Here is a 19365-nt window from a genome sequence, read left to right as displayed (position 1 = left end):
AACGCCCGATGGCATGGCCATCGGGCGTTTCGTTGCCGCCACCGTAGACACTCTCAGGCTAGGGAAACGCTGAATAAATCGACGAGCATGTTCAAGCGCAAGGCGCACGGAGCACAGGAACCGGAGCATATGGGTATATGTGAGGATTCCGCGCACCGCGCAACGCAGCGATTGATCTGCACAGGCATTTATTCAGTGTTTCCCCAAGGAAGATCAGCGCCTCAGACCTGCATGTTCATCACGTCCTTGTAGGCCGTTACCAGGCGATTGCGGACCTGCACTCCCATCTGAAAGGCCACGCTGGCCTTCTGCGAGTCGACCATCACATCGTTCAGGGCCACATCGGGATCGCCGGCCTGAAAAGCCGCGGCCTGGGCACTGGCGGTCTGCTTCAGTTGGTTGATGCGCTGAATCGATGCCTGGAGTTCGTTGGCGAAGCCACCTTGTCCCACGGCCGTGGAAAGCTGCTGTCCCTTGGCCTGGGCACCGGCAGCCTGACTGGCCAGGGCCTGCATCTGCGACAACGCGGATTGAATGGCGGGCGAACTCATCGACGCAACTCCGCTGTGATTGAAGGATGCGGCAAGCCTAGCAAGCCCCGCCCCGGGACCAAACGCTCAATTGGCCAATAAAAGACCGGCTTTTCTTGCCTTTAGCCTCGACACTTGCGCGGATAATGACGGTCATCACACGACCGCCTGGCATGCGCACAGGCGGCGTATCGCGACGGATTGTGGAGCCGGACGCCGACATGCGTGCAGAGAACCTCTCAAGAACCATTGCCACCAATCGCCGGAGGAGCGCATGAGTAACGCGGCTTCGGCCAATGAGGGCACTACCCGCGGGACCAGCGATACCTCCCGGGACCATCAGGGACCGTCCGCCGCGAAGCTGCTCAACCAGCTTCGTGGCAACCCTTTGGTCCCGCTATTGATCGCCGGGGCCGCGGTGGTGGCCATCATCATCGCCCTGCTGCTGTGGGCCAGAAGCCCCGATTACCGCGTACTCTACAGCAACCTCACCGAAGCCGACGGGGGCCGGATCATCGGCGAACTGGACCGGCGTGAGATTCCCTATCGTCTCAGTGAAGGCGGCCAGGCCCTGCTGGTCCCTGGCGACCAGGTCCACAAGCTGCGCCTGCAGCTTGCCGAACAAGGCCTGCCTCAGGGCGGCAATGTCGGCTTCGAACTGATGGACAACCAGGCCTTCGGCATCAGTCAGTTCGCCGAGCATCTCAACTACCAACGCGGCCTGGAGGGCGAGCTGGCAAGCTCCATCGAAGCCCTCGGCCCGGTATCCCGGGCACGCGTCCACTTGGCCATGGCCAAGCCTTCTGTGTTCGTACGCGAGCGAGAACCCGCCAAGGCCTCGGTGGTCGTCACGCTGCACGCCGGTCGCGTGCTCGGTGATGGCCAGGTCAATGCCATCGTGCACATGGTCTCCAGCAGCGTGCCCGAACTCGCCGCCGAGGACGTCACGGTGGTCGACCAGAACGGGCGGCTGCTGTCGCTACCGAATGGCAGCTTGCGGGACCTCGACGGCACCCAGCTCGATTACATCGAGGAGGTCGAACGTTCCTACCGCCGACGTATCGAGAGCATCCTGATTCCCATCCTCGGCGCCGAGAACGTCCGTGCCCAGGTTGCCGCACAGATCGATTTCTCGCGTCGCGAAGAAACCGCGGAGCGCTATGGTCCCAACCAGCCGCCCAACCAGGCCGCCGTGCGCAGCTCACAACACAGCACCTCCTATCGCGGCGGCGACGAGTTGGCCCGCGGCATCCCTGGAGCACTGACCAACACTCCCCCCGGCGCAGCCGCTTCTCCCATCGAACTGGCACCCGAAGAGGAGACGGCCGACGACGCGGCGAACGGCGAGCAGGAAGCCACCGATACCACTCGCCCGCCGAGCAGCCTGAGCCAGGACAATGTCATCAACTACGAGGTCGACCGCAGTGTCGAGCATATCCAGCACCGTACCGGCGCGGTGGAACGACTGTCGGTCGCCGTCGTGGTCAACTACCGCGACGCTATCGACGAGAACGGCAAACCGACCCGCGAGGCGCTGAGCGATACCGAGCTGGCCCAGATCGATCGCTTGATACGCCAGGCGATGGGGTTCTCCGGGGCGCGAGGCGACGAGATCGAGGTCGTCAACAGTCCCTTCACACAGCCGTCCGATGCTGCCGACGACGAGGCCTGGTGGCAATCGCCCACGGTGCATGACCTCGCCTTTACCCTGGGTCGCTACCTGCTGGTGGGCCTGGCCGCGCTGTTGCTCTATCTGCTGATCCTGCGCCCCTTGATCAAGCGCCAGACACGGGCACCGCTGCCGGCGCCGACCTTCGAAACCAGCTTCCGCACCACCGTGGGCGATGACGATCAGGAGGGTGACGGCGACGCAGGCCCTGACGAGACCTACGAGCCTCCACGCCGCAAGACGCGCAAGTCAGCCGGCTACGAGCAGAGCCTCAAGGACCTGCGCGAAATCGCCCAGGAAGACCCGCGCCTGGTCGCCATGATCGTCAGAAGCTGGATGAACAAGCATGACTAACCTCAACTCGACCAAGATGAGCGGCGCCCGCCGCGGTGCCATCCTGCTGCTGGCACTCGATGAAGACAGCGCCGCCGAGGTCTTCAAGTACCTGTCACCCAAGGAGGTGCAGGAGATCAGCCAGGAAATGGCTACCCTCGAGCAGGTTTCGCACGAGGAGATGCGCCAGGTCATCAGTGAGTTCCACGAGGAGTCGGAGCAGTTCACCGCCGTCAACCTGCACTCCAGCGATCATATCCGCTCGGTACTGACCAAGGCGCTGGGCAGCGAACGCGCCTCGAGCCTGATCGAGGACATCCTCGAGACGTCCGGCACCAGCTCGGGAATCGATGCCTTGAACCTGATGGAAGCGTCGATGGTGGCGGAGCTGATCCGCGACGAGCATCCACAGATCATCGCCACCATCCTGGTCCACCTGGAGCGCCACCAGGCCGCCGATGTCCTCGAACTGTTCGACGACAAGTTACGCAATGATGTGGTATTGCGGATCGCCACGTTCAGTGGCGTCCAGCCCGCCGCCCTCCAGGAGCTCACCGAAGTGCTCGGCGGCATGCTCGACGGCCAGAACCTCAAGCGCAGCAAGATGGGCGGGGTCAGAACCGCGGCCGAGATTCTCAACCTGATGAACTCCAGCCAGGAAGAGGTCGTCATCGAGACGGTACGCGCCCACAGCGAAGACCTGGCCCAGAGGATCATCGACGAAATGTTCCTGTTCGAGAACCTGCTCGACCTCGACGACCGCGGCATCCAGCTCCTGCTCAAGGAAATCGACACCAATTCGCTGGTGGTAGCGCTCAAGGGCGCACCGGATGCCCTCATGGAAAAGTTCATGCGCAACATGTCCCAGCGAGCCGCGCAGTTGTTGCAGGAGGACATGGAAGGTCGCGGTCCGATCCGCGTTTCCCAGGTCGAAGCCGAGCAGAAAGCCATTCTGCAGGTGGTCCGCCGCCTGGCCGATACCGGCGAGATCGTGATCGGCGGTGGAGACGACACCTATGTCTGAGCGTCGGCCGTTCTCGCGCGACGACGGCCCCTGGCGTCGCTGGCAGATGGACGAACTCGGCCCTCCCGGCCAGGAGCGCCAGCAACGCGAACAGGCGCGTCGCGAAGCTATCCGCCAGCAGGTTTTCAAACGCAATGCCGAACTCGAGGCCATGCGCGAGAAGGTGCGTGAAGCCGCCCGTCAGGAAGGTTATCGCGCCGGTTTCGAGGCCGGTCATGGCGAGGGCTGCGCACAGGGCCTGCAGGAGGGTCGCGAAGCCGGCGAGCAAGAGATGCAGCGCCAGATACACCAGGCACTGGCCCCCCTGGGATCCCTCGCCAAGCACTTCAGTGAGGCCCTGGAACAACTCGACGAAGACGTTGCCGCCGACCTGGTGGATCTGGCCCTGGCGACGGGACGCCAGCTCGCTGGCGAAGCACTGGATGCGCACCCGGAGCAGGTCGTGGCGATCGTGCGTGAGTTGCTGCATGTGGAACCCAGCCTCGGTGGACAGCCGCGGCTATGGCTGCACCCCGACGACCTCGGCCTGGTCGAGGCTCACCTGGGCCACGAGTTCACCGCGGCCGGCTGGAAGCTGCAGCCCGACGACCAGATCAGTCGCGGCGGTTGCCGCGTCTCCAGCGCCAACGGCGAACTCGATGCCACCTGGGAGCGACGCTGGGAGGCCGTCACGGCACAGGTCCGTCGCCGTCCCCCTCAAGCGGGAGACGCTGGCCCGGCCCGAGAGGAGGACGACGCATGACGTCCCTGGCCACGCCAAATGCCCATCAGGCGCGCTGGCAGCAAGCCCTGAGCCGCGTCAAGACGCGCGTCGAGGCCGTGCCGCATTATCGGGCCAGCGGGCGCATCACTCGCGCCACGGGCCTGGTACTCGAGGCGGTAGGCCTACGCGTACCGCTGGGAAGCGCCTGTCGCATCGAACTCTGCGGTTCCGGAATCGATAGCGATGAACGCTTCGCCGAGGCCGAAGTGGTCGGCTTCTCCGGCGAGAAGCTCTTCCTGATGCCGCTGGCCGAAATCAGCGGACTCACTCCGGGGGCCAGGGTCCTCTCTCTCGGCGAGGGCGAGGCGACCAGTGCGCGGCGCTTTCCCCTCGGCGACAGCCTGCTCGGCCGGGTGCTGGACGGCAATGGTCGCCCGCTGGATGATCGCGGCCCGCTGCAGGATGTGCCGCATGCCCCGCTGGCAACGCCGCCGTTGAACCCGCTGTCGCGCGCGCCGATCGACACCCAGATCGACGTCGGCATTCGAGCCATCAATGCGCTGCTGAGCGTGGGACGCGGGCAACGCATGGGGCTGTTCGCCGGCTCGGGCGTCGGCAAGTCGGTGCTGCTGGGCATGATGGCGCGTTATACCCAGGCCGATGTGATCGTCGTCGGGTTGATCGGTGAGCGTGGGCGTGAGGTCCAGGATTTCATCGACAATATCCTGGGTGACGAAGGTCTGCGGCGGTCGGTGGTGGTAGCCGCACCGGCGGATACGTCTCCGCTGCAGCGCCTGCAAGGCGCTTCCTATGCCACGCGCCTGGCCGAAGGGTTCCGTGACGCCGGACGCAACGTCCTGCTGATCATGGATTCCTTGACGCGCTACGCCATGGCGCAACGCGAGATAGCGCTGGCCATCGGCGAGCCTCCGGCGACCAAGGGCTATCCCCCCTCGGTCTTCGCCAAGCTACCGGGGCTCGTGGAACGCGCCGGCAACGGCAAGCGCGGGGGCGGCTCGATCACAGCCTTCTATACCGTGCTCACCGAAGGCGACGACCAGCAGGACCCGATCGCCGATTCGGCACGCGCCATTCTCGACGGCCATATCGTGCTCTCGCGCCATCTCGCCGAAGCCGGCCATTATCCAGCCATCGATATCGAGGCCTCGATCAGCCGCGCCATGGCCGCCGTCGTCGACCCGGAGCAACAACGTCAGGCCCAAGCCTTCAAGCAACTGTTCTCGCGCTATCAACGCAATCGCGACCTGATCAGCGTCGGCGCCTACAGCGCGGGTCACGATCCGCAACTCGACCGGGCCGTACAACTCTACCCCAGGCTGGAAGACTTTCTGCAACAACGCATCGACGAGCGTGCCGACATCGGCCATGCACAGCAGGCCATGACGGCACTATTGGGAGGCACGCGATGACAAGACAGCAACCGCTCGACACCCTCATCGACCTGGCTCGCGAGGCCCGCGACTGTGCCGGCCAGGTGCTGGCGAGCGAGCGCCGGGACCAGCAACAGGTCGCGACCCAACTGGAAACGCTGGGCCGTTATCGCCTGGAGTATGCCCAACGCCTGCAGGAGGCCATGTTCAGCGGTATCGACCCGGCCACCATGCACAACTATCAAGCGTTCCTGCGCTCCCTGGACACTGCCCTGGAGCGGGCCAGGAAGGCGCTCGACGAACAGCAACAGCGGGTCGCATCCAGCCAGCAGCACTGGCAACAGCAACAGCGCACCCTGTCGTCCTACGACACGCTGGCGGCACGCCGGGCTGAGCAGGCCAACCGGCGAGAACAGCGGCGCGAGATGCGCCACAACGACGAGATGGCCGCCAATGCCTTGCTACGCCAGCGTGAACGTGATGCAACCCACCACAGCGGTGCCTGACACTTTTCCCGGCGCTTGTGCCTGACCAAGGAGGCTCCATGGACATTACCGCGTTACTCGCCAGCCCCGGCAAGGCCACGCCCCTCTCGGGCGGCGACGCCAAACCGACCGCCCCCCTCACGGATCGGGAATTTTCCCTGCGACTGGACCAGGCGGCCGAACAGGCTAGAACCATCGGCAAGAACGCACCCCCGCGCGCCCCGGACACGGCGACCGGTGACGCCGCTGCCCGGCCGACCTCGCCTCACGGGAAGGAAGCCCTTGTCAGCGCCCTGGCACCGCTTCCCCAAGGCATCGCCCGGGCCAGCGCGACACTCAGCCCGGCGACGACTTCGCAGCAGTGGCTGGCAGCAGTCCACGGCATCGGATCCACCCCACAGTCGGCCGAGCCCCTCAGGGCCGAGCTCGCCGACCAGGAGGAACTGCTGGCCGATGCCCTTCTGCCACTCGACGGTGAGCTCGGCGACCTGCAACGGCTGGCCAGCATCCGCGAACGCCTGGACCTGATCGACAATGCCGGCCAACTCTCCCAGGCGGTTGCCGCCATGGCATCCGCGGCAGTGCCCGGCCAGGGCCAGTCGACGGCAACGCTTCCGGCGTCCAGCGCCTCCGCCGGCGAGACACTCGAGCTCGGGGGCCTGGTTGCCAACCCCCGGAGCGGGATCACCCCACAGGCACTCGTTGCCGAGTCGGGTCCTCAGCAGCGATTCGACAGCCTCGCCTCCGAGCTCAAGGCTGTGCCCCCCCAGGGTGCTGCGTCCCAGGCACTGACTTCACCCCCGGCACAGCCACTCGCAGCCCCCTCCCCAGTCGCCGCCACCCTGCACGAGGCCGGTTTCGCCAGTCGCCTGGGGCAACGTGGCGACGCTTCGTCAACGGGGGGCATGGACATGTCGTCCACGGCTGGCGTCCACAGCCAGTCCCTTCATCAGCCCAATGCGACCCAAGGTGCGACGGGCATGCCGTCCAACACCCTCTACACGGCAACGCTATCGGCGCCGGTGGCCAGCCCGCAATGGCAACAGCACCTGGGCCAGCAGCTGGTCGGACTTCATCAGCGTGGCGGCCAGCAGATCGACCTGCACCTCAACCCGGCTGAGCTGGGGCCGCTGTCGGTGAGCCTGAAAATGGGTGAACAGGGGGCCCAGGTACATTTCCTGTCGGCCCATGCCCAGGTTCGCAGTGCCGTGGAACAGGCCATTCCTCAGTTGCGCGAGGCCTTGGAGGAACAAGGAATTTCACTGGGTGACACCATGGTCGGAGAGCATGCCCAACATCAGCAGCAGGATCAGCCGGCCTTTGCCGGTGGCTCCCCCTCATCCGGCGGCGACAGCGGCGATGGCGCCATGACAGGCGAGATCGGCAATGCGGCAACGCCAGCCGCCGGCTCCGGCAGCCTCGACGGCCGCGTGGACCTGTACGCCTGAACGCCACGGGTCTTCGAGTCGAGGCATTGCTGCCGATAACGCTTAAGCGGTACGCGAACCAAGGCAACAAGGCAGGCCTGACGACCCAAAGCGCCAAGATAGGCATATAAGGCCACCCTTTTCGAGCCATGGTGACAGCCGTGCTGTCGCCATACTCCACCTCTGGACCATCACGGTACGCAACGTTTCATTTACGATGGCGGAAGCAATGGCGAAATCTTCGACTGCAGGCACTCGCAAGCCTTGGTGGCTACTGGGCATTCTCATCATCCTCTTCTCGATGGGCAGCTCGGTCGCCGTCTTCTATTTCATGGATGGCCGAGCCGACGCTCCCGTCCAGGCGGAGGTGGCGCCCGAGCCCAAGCGCGGGCCGGTGCCGATCTTCGTCAAGATCGAGCCATTCACGGTCAATGTACAAAGCCGGGATTACGACCAGCGTCTGCTGTACGTCGGCCTCTCCCTGCAGGTCGGCGACGAGATGACGCGGGAGCTGCTGGAGGAGCACATGCCCCAGGTACGCAGCCGCCTGCTGATGCTGTTGTCGAGCCAGCAGGCCGAGACCCTGACCACGCCGGATGGCAAGCAAGCGCTATCGGCGCGGATTCTCACCCTGTTCGAGCGTCCGCTGACCGACCCGCAGCCGCCACTTGCCGTCAACGACGTGCTTTATACTGAATTCATCGTCCAGTAGTTAGCTGCCGGCAATCACTCTCTACGCTCTTACAGAAGTGCAACAGCGCCATGTCCCAAGACGATCTGCTCTCGCAGGATGAGATCGACGCCCTTCTCAAGGGTGTCAGTGGTGAAGAGGATGCCGCCCCCACCGACAACAAGTCGGGAGACTCGCGCGTGCGCCCTTACAACCCGGCGACCCAGCACCGGGTGATCCGCGAGCGACTGCATGCCCTGGACATCATCAACGAGCGTTTCGCGCGGCATTTCCGCATGAGCCTCTTCAACCTGCTGCGTCGCAGTGCGGATATCACCGTCGATAGCGTGCGCTACCAGAGCTACAGCGACTTTTCCCGCAACGTGCCGGTGCCGACCAACCTCAACCTGATCGCCATGAAGCCGCTGCGCGGCTCGGCGTTGGTGGTCTTCCCGCCCAATCTGGTGTTCATGGTGGTCGACAACCTGTTCGGCGGCGATGGACGCTTCCTGACCAAGTCAGAGGGGCGTGAATTCACGCATACCGAACAGCGCATCATTCGCCGCCTGTTGACGCTCGCCATCGATGCCTACCAGGAGGCCTGGCGGTCCGTCTATCCACTGGAAATCGACTTCCTGCGTTCGGAAATGCAGGTCAAGTTCGCCAATATCACCAGCTCTCCCAACGAGATCGTCGTCAACAGCACCTTCCACCTGGAAGTCGGCAACCTGTCCAGCGATTTCCAGATTTGCATGCCCTATCTGATGATCGAGCCGCTACGCGATCAACTGAGCGGGCCCTTGACCGACAGTCACCCGGAGGAAGAGCACCAATGGGGACAGCGCATGGCCGGCGAGATCAAGCAATCGCAGATCGAGTTGATCGCCGACTTCGTCGACATCCCCACCACCATAGGCCGCGTCATGGCCTTGAAAGTCGGAGATGTCCTGCCCATCGAGTTGCCGGACATCGTCACCGCCCGGGTCGATGGTGTGCCGGTCATGCGCTGCGAATACGGCAGCCAGCAAGGGCAACGCGCACTACGCGTATCGGAATTGATCGAGCACGCCACGATGAACAAGCCGGCCAAGGAAACCTTTGTCAAAGGATCAACGCCGCAAGCCAAGGAATCCGACAATGACTGATCCCAAGAATCCCGATCGGAAGTCCGACCAGAAGAAGGCCGAGGACGACTGGGCAAGCGCCATGGCCGAGCAGGAAAGCGGCGACAACGCTGCCGACGACGATCCCTGGGCGGCGGCTCTTGCCGAACAGGCGGCCAGTGAAGGCGAGGCAGAGGCCGACGATCCGACACCCTCCCCCCAGGCCGAGAACGCCGGGGACAAGGTCTTCAAGCCTCTCGACAAGGGCGAGAAGAGCGGCGCCATGCGAGACCTGGAAATGGTCATGGATATCCCGGTCAAGCTGACCGTGGAGTTGGGACGCACCCGCATCACCATCAAGCAGTTACTCGAACTGGCCCAGGGCTCGGTCGTTGAGCTCGATGGCCTGGCGGGGGAACCCATGGACATCCTGATCAACGGCTACCTGATCGCCCAGGGCGAAGTCGTGGTGGTGGATGACAAGTATGGTATCCGTATCACCGAAATCATCACTCCCTCCGAGCGCGTGCAGAAACTCAACCGATGAGCGACTCCCCCGCGACAACCCCGGCGCCGGGCCTGGAGAGCGGCGGTCTCGAGGCTGTCACCGCCAGCAGTGATGCACTACTCGGCATGGCGGCTCTCGGCAAGACCGCCGCCGCACTGGCGCTGGTCGTGGCGATCATCGTGCTGTGCAGCTACCTGGTCAAGCGCTGGGGCCCAAGCCGTGGGCTGACCGGTGGGCGCTTGAGGGTGGTGGGAAGCACCGCCATAGGCAATCGCGAACGCGTGGTCATCGTCGAGGTCGAGGACACCTGGCTGGTGCTGGGCGTCGGTGGTGGCCAGGTCAACAAGCTGCATGAGCTGGCAGCCCCCGACGAAGCGGCGGTACCGCAGCCATCGCCACACCCGGAGACGGAAGGTTTCGCCAGCCGCTTTGCGTTGGCCCTCAAGCACAACGCCAGCCAGACCCTGGGCAAGCGTCGAGCTCGCTCGCGAGGCCAGCCGTGATCTTTCCGGCCGCGTCCACTCGCTACCGTTGCCCCTGCCCGCCACGCACCGCCTACTCTTTCAATAGCGGCGGTCGGGTGAGGCAGCACGGCCTGGCGCTTAGTCTCTGCCTCGTCACCGTTCTGCTCCAGTTGGCCCCCATGCCGGCCCTCGCCCAGGCAATTCCCGGCATCGTCAGCGAGCCCACGCCAGAGGGTGGCCAGCAGTGGTCGATTCAGCTACAGACGCTGCTGCTGCTCAGCTCCATGGCCTTCCTGCCGGCGCTGCTTTTGATGATGACCGGCTTTACCCGCATCATCATCGTGCTCAGTCTGTTGCGCACCGCCATGGGTACCCAATCGGCCCCTCCCAATCAAGTGCTGCTGGGGCTGGCGCTGTTCCTGACCTTCTTCGTGATGTCGCCGGTCTTCGGGCAAGTGTATGAAACCGCCTGGGTGCCACTCTCCAACGACGCTATCAATTTCGATCGCTTTCTCGAACTCGGCAGCCAGCCGTTCCGGGAGTTCATGCTGGCCCAGACCCGAGAACCTGATCTGGCGCTGTTTGCCCGGCTGGCCGAGGTGGGCTCCATGCAAGGCCCGGAAGACTTGCCCATGCGGGTGTTGATGCCAGCCTTCGTCACCAGCGAATTGAAGACCGCCTTCCAGATCGGCTTCACCATCTTCATCCCCTTCCTGATCATCGACCTGGTGGTAGCCAGCGTGCTGATGTCGCTGGGGATGATGATGGTGCCTCCGGCGACCATCTCACTGCCCTTCAAGCTGATGCTGTTCGTGCTGGTGGATGGCTGGCAGCTGATCATCGGCTCACTGGCGGAGAGCTTCTACCTATGACCCTGCGACGCGAGAGGAGTGGTGCATGAGTCCTGAAGAGGTAATGGGCATCGCCTACCAGGGCATGCGCGTCACACTGTTCCTGGCCGGCCCCTTGTTGATCACGGCCTTGTTGATCGGCTTGCTGGTCAGCCTGTTCCAGGCCGCGACCCAGATCAACGAGATGACGCTGTCGTTCATCCCCAAGATTCTCGGTGTGTTCGCCGCCCTGGTGCTGGCCGGCCCCTGGCTGCTCAAGCTGGTCACCGACTTCACCCGGGAACTGTTTACCAACATTCCCCTGATGCTGAGTTAGGCAGCAGGCTTCCATGGTCGAGGTCACTTTCGCTCAGCTGCAGGGCTGGCTGATGCTGTTCCTATGGCCATTCGTGCGCATCACGGCCTTCCTGATGGCCGCACCGCTGATGGGTCACTCCAGTGTGCCGCGCCAGGCCAAGATCGGCCTGGCGGCGCTGCTTACCGTCGTGGTCGGCCCCAACCTGCCACCGCTGCCCGATGCACCGCTGATGTCCTGGGCGAGTCTCGGGATCATGGTCGAGCAGATGCTGATCGGCATCGCCATTGGTCTCATCATGCGTGTGATGTTCGCCGTGGTACAGGCCGCCGGCGAGTTCATCGGCCTGCAGATGGGGCTGGCCTTCGCCACCTTCTTCTCGCCCGATACCGGCGCCAATACCATGATCCTGTCGCGGCTGCTCTACATGATCACCCTATTGATGTTCCTGGCCTTCAATGGCCACCTGATCGTCATCGAAATTCTCGCCAGCACCTTCTTTACCCTGCCCATCGGCGTCGGCGGTTTCAATGCCGGGGCCTTCGAACTGCTGGTACGCTTCGGTGGCACCATCTTCGTTTCCGGGATGCTGCTGGCGCTGCCGCTGGTGGGCTCGCTACTGATCATCAACCTGTCGCTCGGTATCCTCAACCGCTCGGCGCCACAGCTCACGGTATTCAATATCGGCTTTCCGATGTCACTGACCGCCGGATTGTTTCTGTTGATGGTATTGATGACGGACATCGGTCGCTTCCTGCAACGCCTGTTCGGTGACGGCCTGCTGTTCCTGAGGCAATGGCTCGATATCCTGGCACCGTTGAGCTGACCAAGGCCATGAGAACGCGAACGGGCCGCTTCCGGTAAAGGAAGCGGCCCGTGCTCGGCTCTTGTGAACACGCCCGCGCGATACGGCTTACAGGAGGTCGAACAACGACATGCTCTTGATATCGACGAAGGCCTTCTGTGACGCCTGCAGCCCGACCTGACGCAGGCTGTATTCGGAGATCGCCTCGGCGTAGTCGAGATCGACCAGGTCCGACATCGTCTGCTCGTAGTTGAGCATGCGGTTCTCCCCCACCGCGTCGACCACGTCCAGCTCGTTGAGCCGTGCCCCCACCGAGGCGCGCACGGTGAGCACGTTATCCAGGCTGTTGTCCAGCTCGCGCATCGACGTGGACAAGGCATTCCTCAAGTCGGCCTTGATCCCGGGATTGCCGTCCACCGGGGTTCGCAACACCTCGATCGCCCGCTTGAGACTGGTGAACACGTCCTGGTTGGCATCGGGATGCGCGGCCGGATTGACCTCGATGCTGTCACCCGCCTCCGGCGTGCCCGACAGCTTCATGGACAGGCCACCGAATGCGACGGGGTCGCCGCTCGTATAGGTTCGTGTCTCGGTAGCGGTGACCGTACCACCGGCGTCGATGGTGGCAATCTCGAACTCGTCGGCGGCGGTGAAGGTGATCGTGTACTTGTTCTCCCCGAAGCCGGCCACCGTGGAATCGATGCGCGAGGGCCCGGCGAAGGTCACGTCACCCTGGCTGCCAACAGCTCGCTCGGCAATCGCCACATAGCCCATGCCACTGGGAATCGACTGGAAGATCGCCTCGCCGTTATCGGCGACGGGCATCAGCCGCGAGGCATCGATGCGTTGCTCGCGGGTATTGGTATCTCCCACATAGGTCACGCTGCCATCGGCATTCTGCGTAAATGGCGGGGCATCGTCCTGATAACCGCCGAACAGGTAGCGACCGTTGCCGTCGGTAGCATTGGCCTGGCCAATCATGGTCTCGTAGATCCCCTCGAGCTCACTGGCGATCGAAGCGCGATCGGCGTCGCTCAAGGTATCGCTGGATGCCTGCACCAGCAGCGTCTTGGCACTGGTGATCGCGTCGCCGACACTGTTGAGAATGCTCTCGGACTGTGACAGTGAGTTACGGGCACTCACTCGGGCATCCATGTACTGCTGGGTCACGGCCTGGGCCTGGGAAACGCCCACCGCCCGGGATGCGGCTTGTGAGTCGTCCGAAGGGTTGACCACCCGGCGTCCGGTGGCGATCTGCTGACCCACTTTCATGAATTCGCCCTGCTGGCGATTCATGCTCGAGACGCTCTGCTCGAACATGGTCACGGTGCTGATACGCATCTCATCTCGCTCCTAACCGGATCAGGCACGCAGGCCCAGAATGGTGTCCAGAATCGACGAACCGACATCGATCACGCGCGCGTTGGCCTGGTAGTACTGCTGGTAGCGAATCAGGTTGGCGGCTTCCTCGTCCAGATTGACGCCGGACTCGGACTGCTGCACGCCTTGCAACTGTTCGGTCAGGCCTTCCTGCGCGGCGAGATTGACCTGCACGATATTGGTCCGGTTGCCCACGTCACTGACCATCGAGGCATAGGCCTGGCTAAAGCTGGCGTTGCCGCCCACCAGTTGCCGGTCCTGGAGCTCTTGCAGGGCCAATGCGTTACGGTTATCGCCGGTTCCCACATCCTCACCCGCGGCAATCTTGTCCAGATCACCGATCAGGCTCTCCATGTCACCTGCACCGCGCCGTACCGGCTGCACCTCGAAGCGATCGCCGTCGGCGAGGTTGGCGGGATCGTCAACGGTCAGTACCACCCCGCCGAAACTGAGCTCGTTGCTGACGCCATCGAATGAGACATCGCCGGCATCCAGCGCCTGTCCGTTGTCCTTGCGAACCACCTCGAAGGTCGGCGTCGCGGCATCCGTCACGCGAACGGTGTAATCCGTGGCACGCAGGTCCGCAATATTGCCGAAGCGGGTAGCCGTGATCTCCGCCGTACCAGTGTTACGAGTGTTGGCATAGGCCTGCGGCTGGCCAATAGCGAAGAAGTCCTCACCCGGGTCACCGTTGAGATCGACGCCCTCGGCATGCTGCTCGTTGAAACCGAGCGCCAGCGACACCGCCAACTGACCGATCTGATTCTGCGTCTTGTCCAGGGTCTCGGAGCGGAAGCCCATCAGGCCACCCAAGGTGCCGCCGCTGACGACATCCTCCTTCAACTCCACGATATTGCCACCGGAGTCGCGATAGCCCAGCACCATGCGCTGCGGGTCGCTCGAGGATTCGATGGCCTCGAGCCGATACGCATTGGTGCCCGCCACCAGCGGCTGCCCATTGGGCAGCGAGATATTGTAGGTCTTGCCGTCCTGAACGGTCAGGCGCACGTCAAGGCGTGCGCTGAGTTCGGCCACCGCCTCGTCACGCTGGTTGAGCAAGCTATTGGGGGCATCGCCGTTACGCGCCCTGGCCAGGGCAATCTCGCGGTTGAGCTTGGCGAGTTGCCCGGTGGCATTGTTGATCTGGGTGACCTCATCCTTGATCTGGCCGTTGACGCCCTGTTGCATGTCCTGCAGGTAACGGTCGAAGGAACGGAACTGGGCACTCAAGGTGTCGGCCGTACCGAGCACTCCCTGGCGGGCAGCCGGGTCGGATGGCGCACTGGCCAGATCTTCCAGCGAGGAAAAGAAATTCTGCATCAGGGGTGCCAGGCCGGCCTCGCGGTCGGCCAGCAGATTGTCGATCTGGCTGACCTGAGTCTGGTAGGTCTGCAAGGCACTGGAAGAACTCGTCGCCGCGTTCAACTGATTGGCGACATACCGATTGAACTGACGCTGAATGTCGTCGACCTGGACCCCACCCCCGGCACGGCCCTCACCCAGGATCGTCAGTTCGCGATTGTAGCCCGGCGTATAGACATTGCTGATATTGTTGCTGGTGGTGTTCAAGGCGTTCTGTGCAGCGTTGAGACCACTCAAACCCGTGGAAAAAATGCTCATGATTCCTTTCCCTTAAGCCATTGATCACTCTATCGGCCAAGACACCCGAACCTTGAGGGGTCTAGCGGTAAAACGCTCGATGAATCAGAAAATGCTGCTCGGCACCCGCTCGGCGGAAACGTCATGAGATTCTGCCTGCGCCAACATGCGTCCATCCAGCAGCCCCATGGTGTTCATGATCGCCACCAGCTTGTCGGCATAGGCCGGGTCGGTGGCATAACCGCCATCCTGCAACGCTCGCGCCGCGCGTTCGGCACTGGGCGCCGCCACCACGCCGGCGTAACGCGGATTATCCCCGATCAAGCGGGCGTAATCGGTGAAAGCGTCCTCGAAGGAGCCGTAGACCCGGAACGTATCGGTGACTCGGGTTCGCTGCCCATTGATATATTCGTGGGTGGTGATATCGGTGGTATCGCCTTGCCAGTTCCCTCCGGCCTTGATGCCGAAGAGGTTATGGCTATTGCCACCGTTGCGGGTGGGAATCTCGTGGCTTCCCCAGCCGGTTTCCAGTGCCGCTTGCGCAAGGATCAGCTCGGCGGGCACGCCGGTGGCACGACTCGCCGCCTGAGCCGGCGCTGTCAAGCGCTCGAGGAAGACCTGCACATGCTCGGGACGCTCACCGTCCCGTCGAGAGTTCTGTGCATCGCCGGCGATGTCGCGCTGATCACCGGCAAGTCGCGCATCGAGCTCATCGAGGAAATCGCGCGTCACTGAAGTGCCTTGCGCATCGCCATCGATATCGCTGCGCAGACCGTCATGCAGCACCCGCGGGGTACCGCGAGGAATGCCGGCGATCAGTTCATTGGCATGGCGCCGTGCATCCGCCTCGCGCTCGGGTACCATCCCGCGCCCCTCGAGCTGGCTGATCAACTGTTCCGCCAGACCGATCCCTCGTCCCGAGAGGTGCTGAGCCCACTGCTGGTCGAGTAGCGAGTCGTAGAACTCGCTCTGCTGACTGCTCATCAGGTCCGACTTGGGTCCCGCCTCGCGCATGCTCTTCATGACCATCTGCAGGAACAGCGCTTCGAACTGACGGGCCGCCTCGTCGAGTCCGGCGTTGGGATCCTGGCGGGAAGTGTGCTTCAAGCGCTGGATACCCTGCATGTCGAGCGCAAACTGGCCACCCAGATCGTTGACGCTCATCAGATGATCTCCAGGTCGGCGCGCAGCGAGCCAGCGGCCTTCAGCGCTTCGAGAATCGACATCAGATCCGCCGGGGTTGCCCCCAGCGCATTGAGGGCATTGACGACATCCACCAGGTCGGCACGGCCTTCCACCACTTGCAGCGAGCCTTCTTGCTGTTCGATCGAGATGTCGGAGTCGGGCACGACCACCGTCTCGCCCTCCCCGAACGGGGCTGGCTGGCTGACCTGGAACGCGGTGTCGATGACGATGGACAGATTGCCATGAGCGACCGCCGCACGATGCAAAGTGACTTCGCTGTTGAGGACCACCGAGCCCGTGCGCGAATTGATCACGACTCTGGCCGGGGCCTCCATCGGCGTCACGTTCAGGTTTTCCACTCGTGCCATGAAATTGACCCGTTCGTTGGCATCGCTGGGACCCTGCAGGCGAATCGTGCGCCCATTCTGGGCGGTGGCCACCGGCCAGCCGAACTCGTTGTTGATGGCCGAGACCACACGTTGTGCGGTACCGAAATCCGCTTCCTTGAGTTGCAGGTCGAGCACCCCACCGTTGGCTCCCAATTGCAGCGGCACCTCGCGCTCGACCATGGCGCCACCGCTGATGCGCCCACCGGCCTGCTGATTGACCTGCACACTGCTGCCACCGGCCTCGGCACCGACACCGCCGACCAGAAGATTGCCCTGGGCGATGGCATAGGTATCGCCATCGGCCCCTTTCAGCGGCGTCATCAACAGGGTGCCGCCACGCAGGCTACGGGCGTTGCCGACGGACGATACCACCACGTCGAGACGCTGACCTGGCTGCGAGAATGGCGGCAAGTCCGCAGTGACCATTACCGCCGCCACATTGCGCAACTGCATGTTGGTGCCCGGGGGGACGGTGATGCCCAGTTGCGACAGCATGTTGATCAGACTCTGACCGGTAAACGGGGCCTGCATGGTCTGGTCACCGCTGCCATCGAGTCCCACCACCAGGCCATATCCCACCAGAGCGTTGTCGCGTACGCCGGCGAAGGTCGTCAGATCGCGCAACCGCTCGGCCTGGGCCGGCATGGCCAACCCCAGTGCCAGCAACACGACCAGCAATGGCCTGTATAGCCGCCGTATGGCGAGGCGATGGATAGCACTCATGACACTGTCCCCACTAGCAATGATCCGCACCTGACAGACGGCACTCGGTCAGAAGGGTGAAACGTTCAGGAAGAAGCGCTGCAGCCAACCCATGTGCTGCGCCTCATTGATATAGCCATCGCCCACGTACTCGATGCGAGCATCGGCGACCTGGGTCGAGGGCACCGTGTTCTGCCCAGTGATGGTGCGGGGATTGACCACGCCGGAGAAGCGGATGAATTCGACCCCCTGGTTGATGGCGATCTGCTTCTCGCCACGCACCCGCAAGTTGCCATTGTTCATCACATCCAGCACCGAGACGGTGATGGTCCCGGTAAAGGTATTGTTGGCCTCGGAGCCTCCGCCGCCGGCGAAGTCGCTGGCACCGGAAATATCGAAGCCGTATTCAGCCAGTTGTTCCAGGACATCGGGCACCTGACCGAAGACCAGGTCCGACTCCCCATTGCGCTTGGCGCTGCTCTGCGAATTCTTGCTGGCACTGACTTCCTCGTCGAGCACGATGGTCAGGATGTCGCCGACCATGCGCGGACGACGATCCTCGAACAATGGCTGATGCCCCCGCTGCACCTGGTAGATCGAGCCATTGGCCAGGGGCGCGGGACGGTTGGGAATCGTCACCTGCTCCTGCTCGCCAACGACCGAAGCACGCGGCAACTGGGCACAACCGGCCATGGCCGACATCGTCACCACCAGGCACAGAAGGCGCCAGGCACGCCATGTTGGAGTCCGCCGCTTCATGATCCGCTCCGCATAATGTCCCGATACCGCGTCCAAGGGGTTACAGTTGGCTCAGACGTGCCAGCATCTCGTCGCTGGTCTTCACCGACTTGCTGTTGATCTCGTAGGCCCGCTGGGTCTGGATCATGCTGACCATCTCCTCCACCACGTTGACGTTGGAGGTTTCCACATAGCCCTGGAACAACCGGCCCGCCCCATTCATGCCGGGCATGCTTTCGTTGCGCGGTCCCGACGAGGTGGTTTCGAGATACAGATTGCCGCCGATGCTCTCCAGCCCGGTGGGGTTGACGAAGGTCGACAGGGTGATCTGGCCCACCTCGTTGCTCTGGGAACTGCCTGGCTGGGTCACCGACACGATGCCGTCCTCTCCGACCGTCACCGACAGGGCGTTATCGGGAAGGATGATGGCCGGTTCCAGCGGATAGCCGTTGGCCGTCACCATTTGGCCGTTCTCGTCGAGCTGGAAGCTGCCGTCACGGGTATAGGCGATGGAGCCATCGGGCATCAGCACCTGGAAAAAGCCCTTGCCGTTGATCGCCAGGTCACGGGAGTTCTCGGTATTTTCCAGCCCCCCTTGGGTGTGCAGACGCTCGGTGGCAACCGGCCGCACCCCGGTGCCGACCTGCATGCCGGAGGGCAAGGCATTCTGCACGTTGTTCTGTGCGCCGGGTTGGCGCAGGTTCTGGTAGAGCAGGTCCTCGAAGACCGCCCGGGAACGCTTGAAGCCGTTGGTGCCGACGTTCGCCAGGTTGTTGGCGGTCACGTCCATCTGCACCTGCTGAGCCTCGAGGCCGGTCTTGGCCGTCCACAGCGATTTGATCATGAGCGGGATTCCTTCATCTCGAACTCGGTTCAGCCCTGAATGGAGAGCAGGCCATTGGCGCGCTGGGCGTTCTCGTCGGCACTGCTGATGACCTTCATCTGCATGTCGTAGCGCCGCGCGGTATCGATCATCGCCACCATCGTCTCGATGGCACTGACGTTGCTGCCTTCCAACGCGCCGGACACGAGGCGCACGTCATCATTGGCGGCCAGCGCCGGAATTTCGCCCTCTTCATTGGGCAAAGGGCGAAACAGGCCATCATCGCCGCGC

Annotated in this window: 21 protein-coding genes; 13 read left to right on the top strand and 8 right to left on the bottom strand. The window is 63.3% G+C overall.

Annotated features, from left to right (window positions below; translation table 11 throughout):
- Positions 1-221: 221 nt before the first annotated feature.
- Positions 222-551: a flagellar hook-basal body complex protein FliE gene (fliE, locus tag ACFOEV_RS16440; protein ID WP_386775890.1), complete on the bottom strand. Its 330-nt coding sequence runs from the start codon at positions 549-551 to the stop codon at positions 222-224.
- A 253-nt stretch (positions 552-804) separates the two neighbouring features.
- On the opposite strand from fliE, the gene fliF reads away from it, so the two are divergent.
- The 13 genes from fliF to fliR all read left to right on the top strand — a co-directional run bounded on the left by fliF (position 805) and on the right by fliR (position 12279).
- On the top strand, positions 805-2553 hold the full coding sequence (fliF, locus tag ACFOEV_RS16435) for a flagellar basal-body MS-ring/collar protein FliF (RefSeq protein ID WP_386775888.1): 1749 nt from the start codon (positions 805-807) through the stop codon (positions 2551-2553).
- Entirely contained in the window at positions 2546-3556 is a 1011-nt protein-coding gene (fliG, locus tag ACFOEV_RS16430; protein WP_386775886.1) for a flagellar motor switch protein FliG, read from the top strand. Before fliF ends, fliG begins: the two co-directional genes overlap by 8 nt.
- Entirely contained in the window at positions 3549-4298 is a 750-nt protein-coding gene (gene fliH / locus ACFOEV_RS16425; RefSeq protein ID WP_386775884.1) for a flagellar assembly protein FliH, read from the top strand. Before fliG ends, fliH begins: the two co-directional genes overlap by 8 nt.
- Positions 4295-5689 carry a flagellar protein export ATPase FliI gene (gene fliI / locus ACFOEV_RS16420; protein WP_386775882.1) on the top strand — a complete coding sequence of 465 codons (1395 nt, stop codon included), beginning with the start codon at positions 4295-4297 and terminating at the stop codon, positions 5687-5689. The genes fliH and fliI overlap by 4 nt, the downstream gene beginning before the upstream one ends.
- Positions 5686-6156 (top strand): flagellar export protein FliJ, encoded by a 471-nt coding sequence (fliJ, locus tag ACFOEV_RS16415; protein WP_386775881.1) that lies wholly within the window; start codon positions 5686-5688, stop codon positions 6154-6156. The genes fliI and fliJ overlap by 4 nt, the downstream gene beginning before the upstream one ends.
- A gap of 38 nt (positions 6157-6194) precedes the next feature.
- A complete protein-coding gene (locus tag ACFOEV_RS16410; protein ID WP_386775879.1) occupies positions 6195-7583 on the top strand; it encodes a flagellar hook-length control protein FliK in 1389 nt (462 codons plus the stop codon).
- Between the two features lie 208 nt (positions 7584-7791).
- Positions 7792-8274 (top strand): flagellar basal body-associated protein FliL, encoded by a 483-nt coding sequence (fliL, locus tag ACFOEV_RS16405; RefSeq protein WP_386775877.1) that lies wholly within the window; start codon positions 7792-7794, stop codon positions 8272-8274.
- A 50-nt stretch (positions 8275-8324) separates the two neighbouring features.
- Complete coding sequence (gene fliM / locus ACFOEV_RS16400) at positions 8325-9377, top strand: flagellar motor switch protein FliM (RefSeq protein ID WP_386775875.1); 1053 nt, start codon at positions 8325-8327, stop codon at positions 9375-9377.
- On the top strand, positions 9370-9882 hold the full coding sequence (gene fliN, locus ACFOEV_RS16395) for a flagellar motor switch protein FliN (protein WP_386775873.1): 513 nt from the start codon (positions 9370-9372) through the stop codon (positions 9880-9882). The genes fliM and fliN overlap by 8 nt, the downstream gene beginning before the upstream one ends.
- Positions 9879-10346, top strand: coding sequence for a flagellar biosynthetic protein FliO (fliO, locus tag ACFOEV_RS16390; protein WP_386775871.1), 468 nt, complete (start codon positions 9879-9881; stop codon positions 10344-10346). The genes fliN and fliO overlap by 4 nt, the downstream gene beginning before the upstream one ends.
- A gap of 140 nt (positions 10347-10486) precedes the next feature.
- On the top strand, positions 10487-11179 hold the full coding sequence (gene fliP / locus ACFOEV_RS16385) for a flagellar type III secretion system pore protein FliP (protein WP_386776324.1): 693 nt from the start codon (positions 10487-10489) through the stop codon (positions 11177-11179).
- A gap of 25 nt (positions 11180-11204) precedes the next feature.
- Positions 11205-11474, top strand: coding sequence for a flagellar biosynthesis protein FliQ (gene fliQ / locus ACFOEV_RS16380; protein WP_386775869.1), 270 nt, complete (start codon positions 11205-11207; stop codon positions 11472-11474).
- Positions 11475-11487: 13 nt separating this feature from the next.
- A complete protein-coding gene (fliR, locus tag ACFOEV_RS16375; protein WP_386775867.1) occupies positions 11488-12279 on the top strand; it encodes a flagellar biosynthetic protein FliR in 792 nt (263 codons plus the stop codon).
- Positions 12280-12366: 87 nt separating this feature from the next.
- Here fliR and flgL read toward each other — a convergent pair whose 3' ends face one another.
- The 7 genes from flgL to ACFOEV_RS16340 all read right to left on the bottom strand — a co-directional run.
- Entirely contained in the window at positions 12367-13599 is a 1233-nt protein-coding gene (gene flgL / locus ACFOEV_RS16370; protein WP_386775865.1) for a flagellar hook-associated protein FlgL, read from the bottom strand.
- A 21-nt stretch (positions 13600-13620) separates the two neighbouring features.
- Positions 13621-15258: a flagellar hook-associated protein FlgK gene (gene flgK, locus ACFOEV_RS16365; protein ID WP_386775863.1), complete on the bottom strand. Its 1638-nt coding sequence runs from the start codon at positions 15256-15258 to the stop codon at positions 13621-13623.
- A gap of 84 nt (positions 15259-15342) precedes the next feature.
- Positions 15343-16401 carry a flagellar assembly peptidoglycan hydrolase FlgJ gene (gene flgJ, locus ACFOEV_RS16360; protein WP_386775861.1) on the bottom strand — a complete coding sequence of 353 codons (1059 nt, stop codon included), beginning with the start codon at positions 16399-16401 and terminating at the stop codon, positions 15343-15345.
- Positions 16401-17534, bottom strand: coding sequence for a flagellar basal body P-ring protein FlgI (locus tag ACFOEV_RS16355; protein WP_386775859.1), 1134 nt, complete (start codon positions 17532-17534; stop codon positions 16401-16403). The genes flgJ and ACFOEV_RS16355 overlap by 1 nt, the downstream gene beginning before the upstream one ends.
- A gap of 48 nt (positions 17535-17582) precedes the next feature.
- Entirely contained in the window at positions 17583-18215 is a 633-nt protein-coding gene (locus ACFOEV_RS16350; protein WP_386776323.1) for a flagellar basal body L-ring protein FlgH, read from the bottom strand.
- A gap of 97 nt (positions 18216-18312) precedes the next feature.
- Complete coding sequence (gene flgG, locus ACFOEV_RS16345) at positions 18313-19095, bottom strand: flagellar basal-body rod protein FlgG (RefSeq protein ID WP_386775857.1); 783 nt, start codon at positions 19093-19095, stop codon at positions 18313-18315.
- Positions 19096-19124: 29 nt separating this feature from the next.
- Positions 19125-19365, bottom strand: a 241-nt coding sequence (locus ACFOEV_RS16340) for a flagellar basal body rod C-terminal domain-containing protein (protein ID WP_386775855.1), incomplete at its 5' end; no start/stop codon positions are given.

The sequence above is a fragment of the Litchfieldella rifensis genome (assembly GCF_042646605.1).
Classification (GTDB): Bacteria; Pseudomonadota; Gammaproteobacteria; order Pseudomonadales; family Halomonadaceae; genus Litchfieldella; species Litchfieldella rifensis.
The sequence above is the reverse complement of the archived record's forward strand: the minus strand, read 5'-3'. Positions and strand labels throughout refer to the sequence as shown.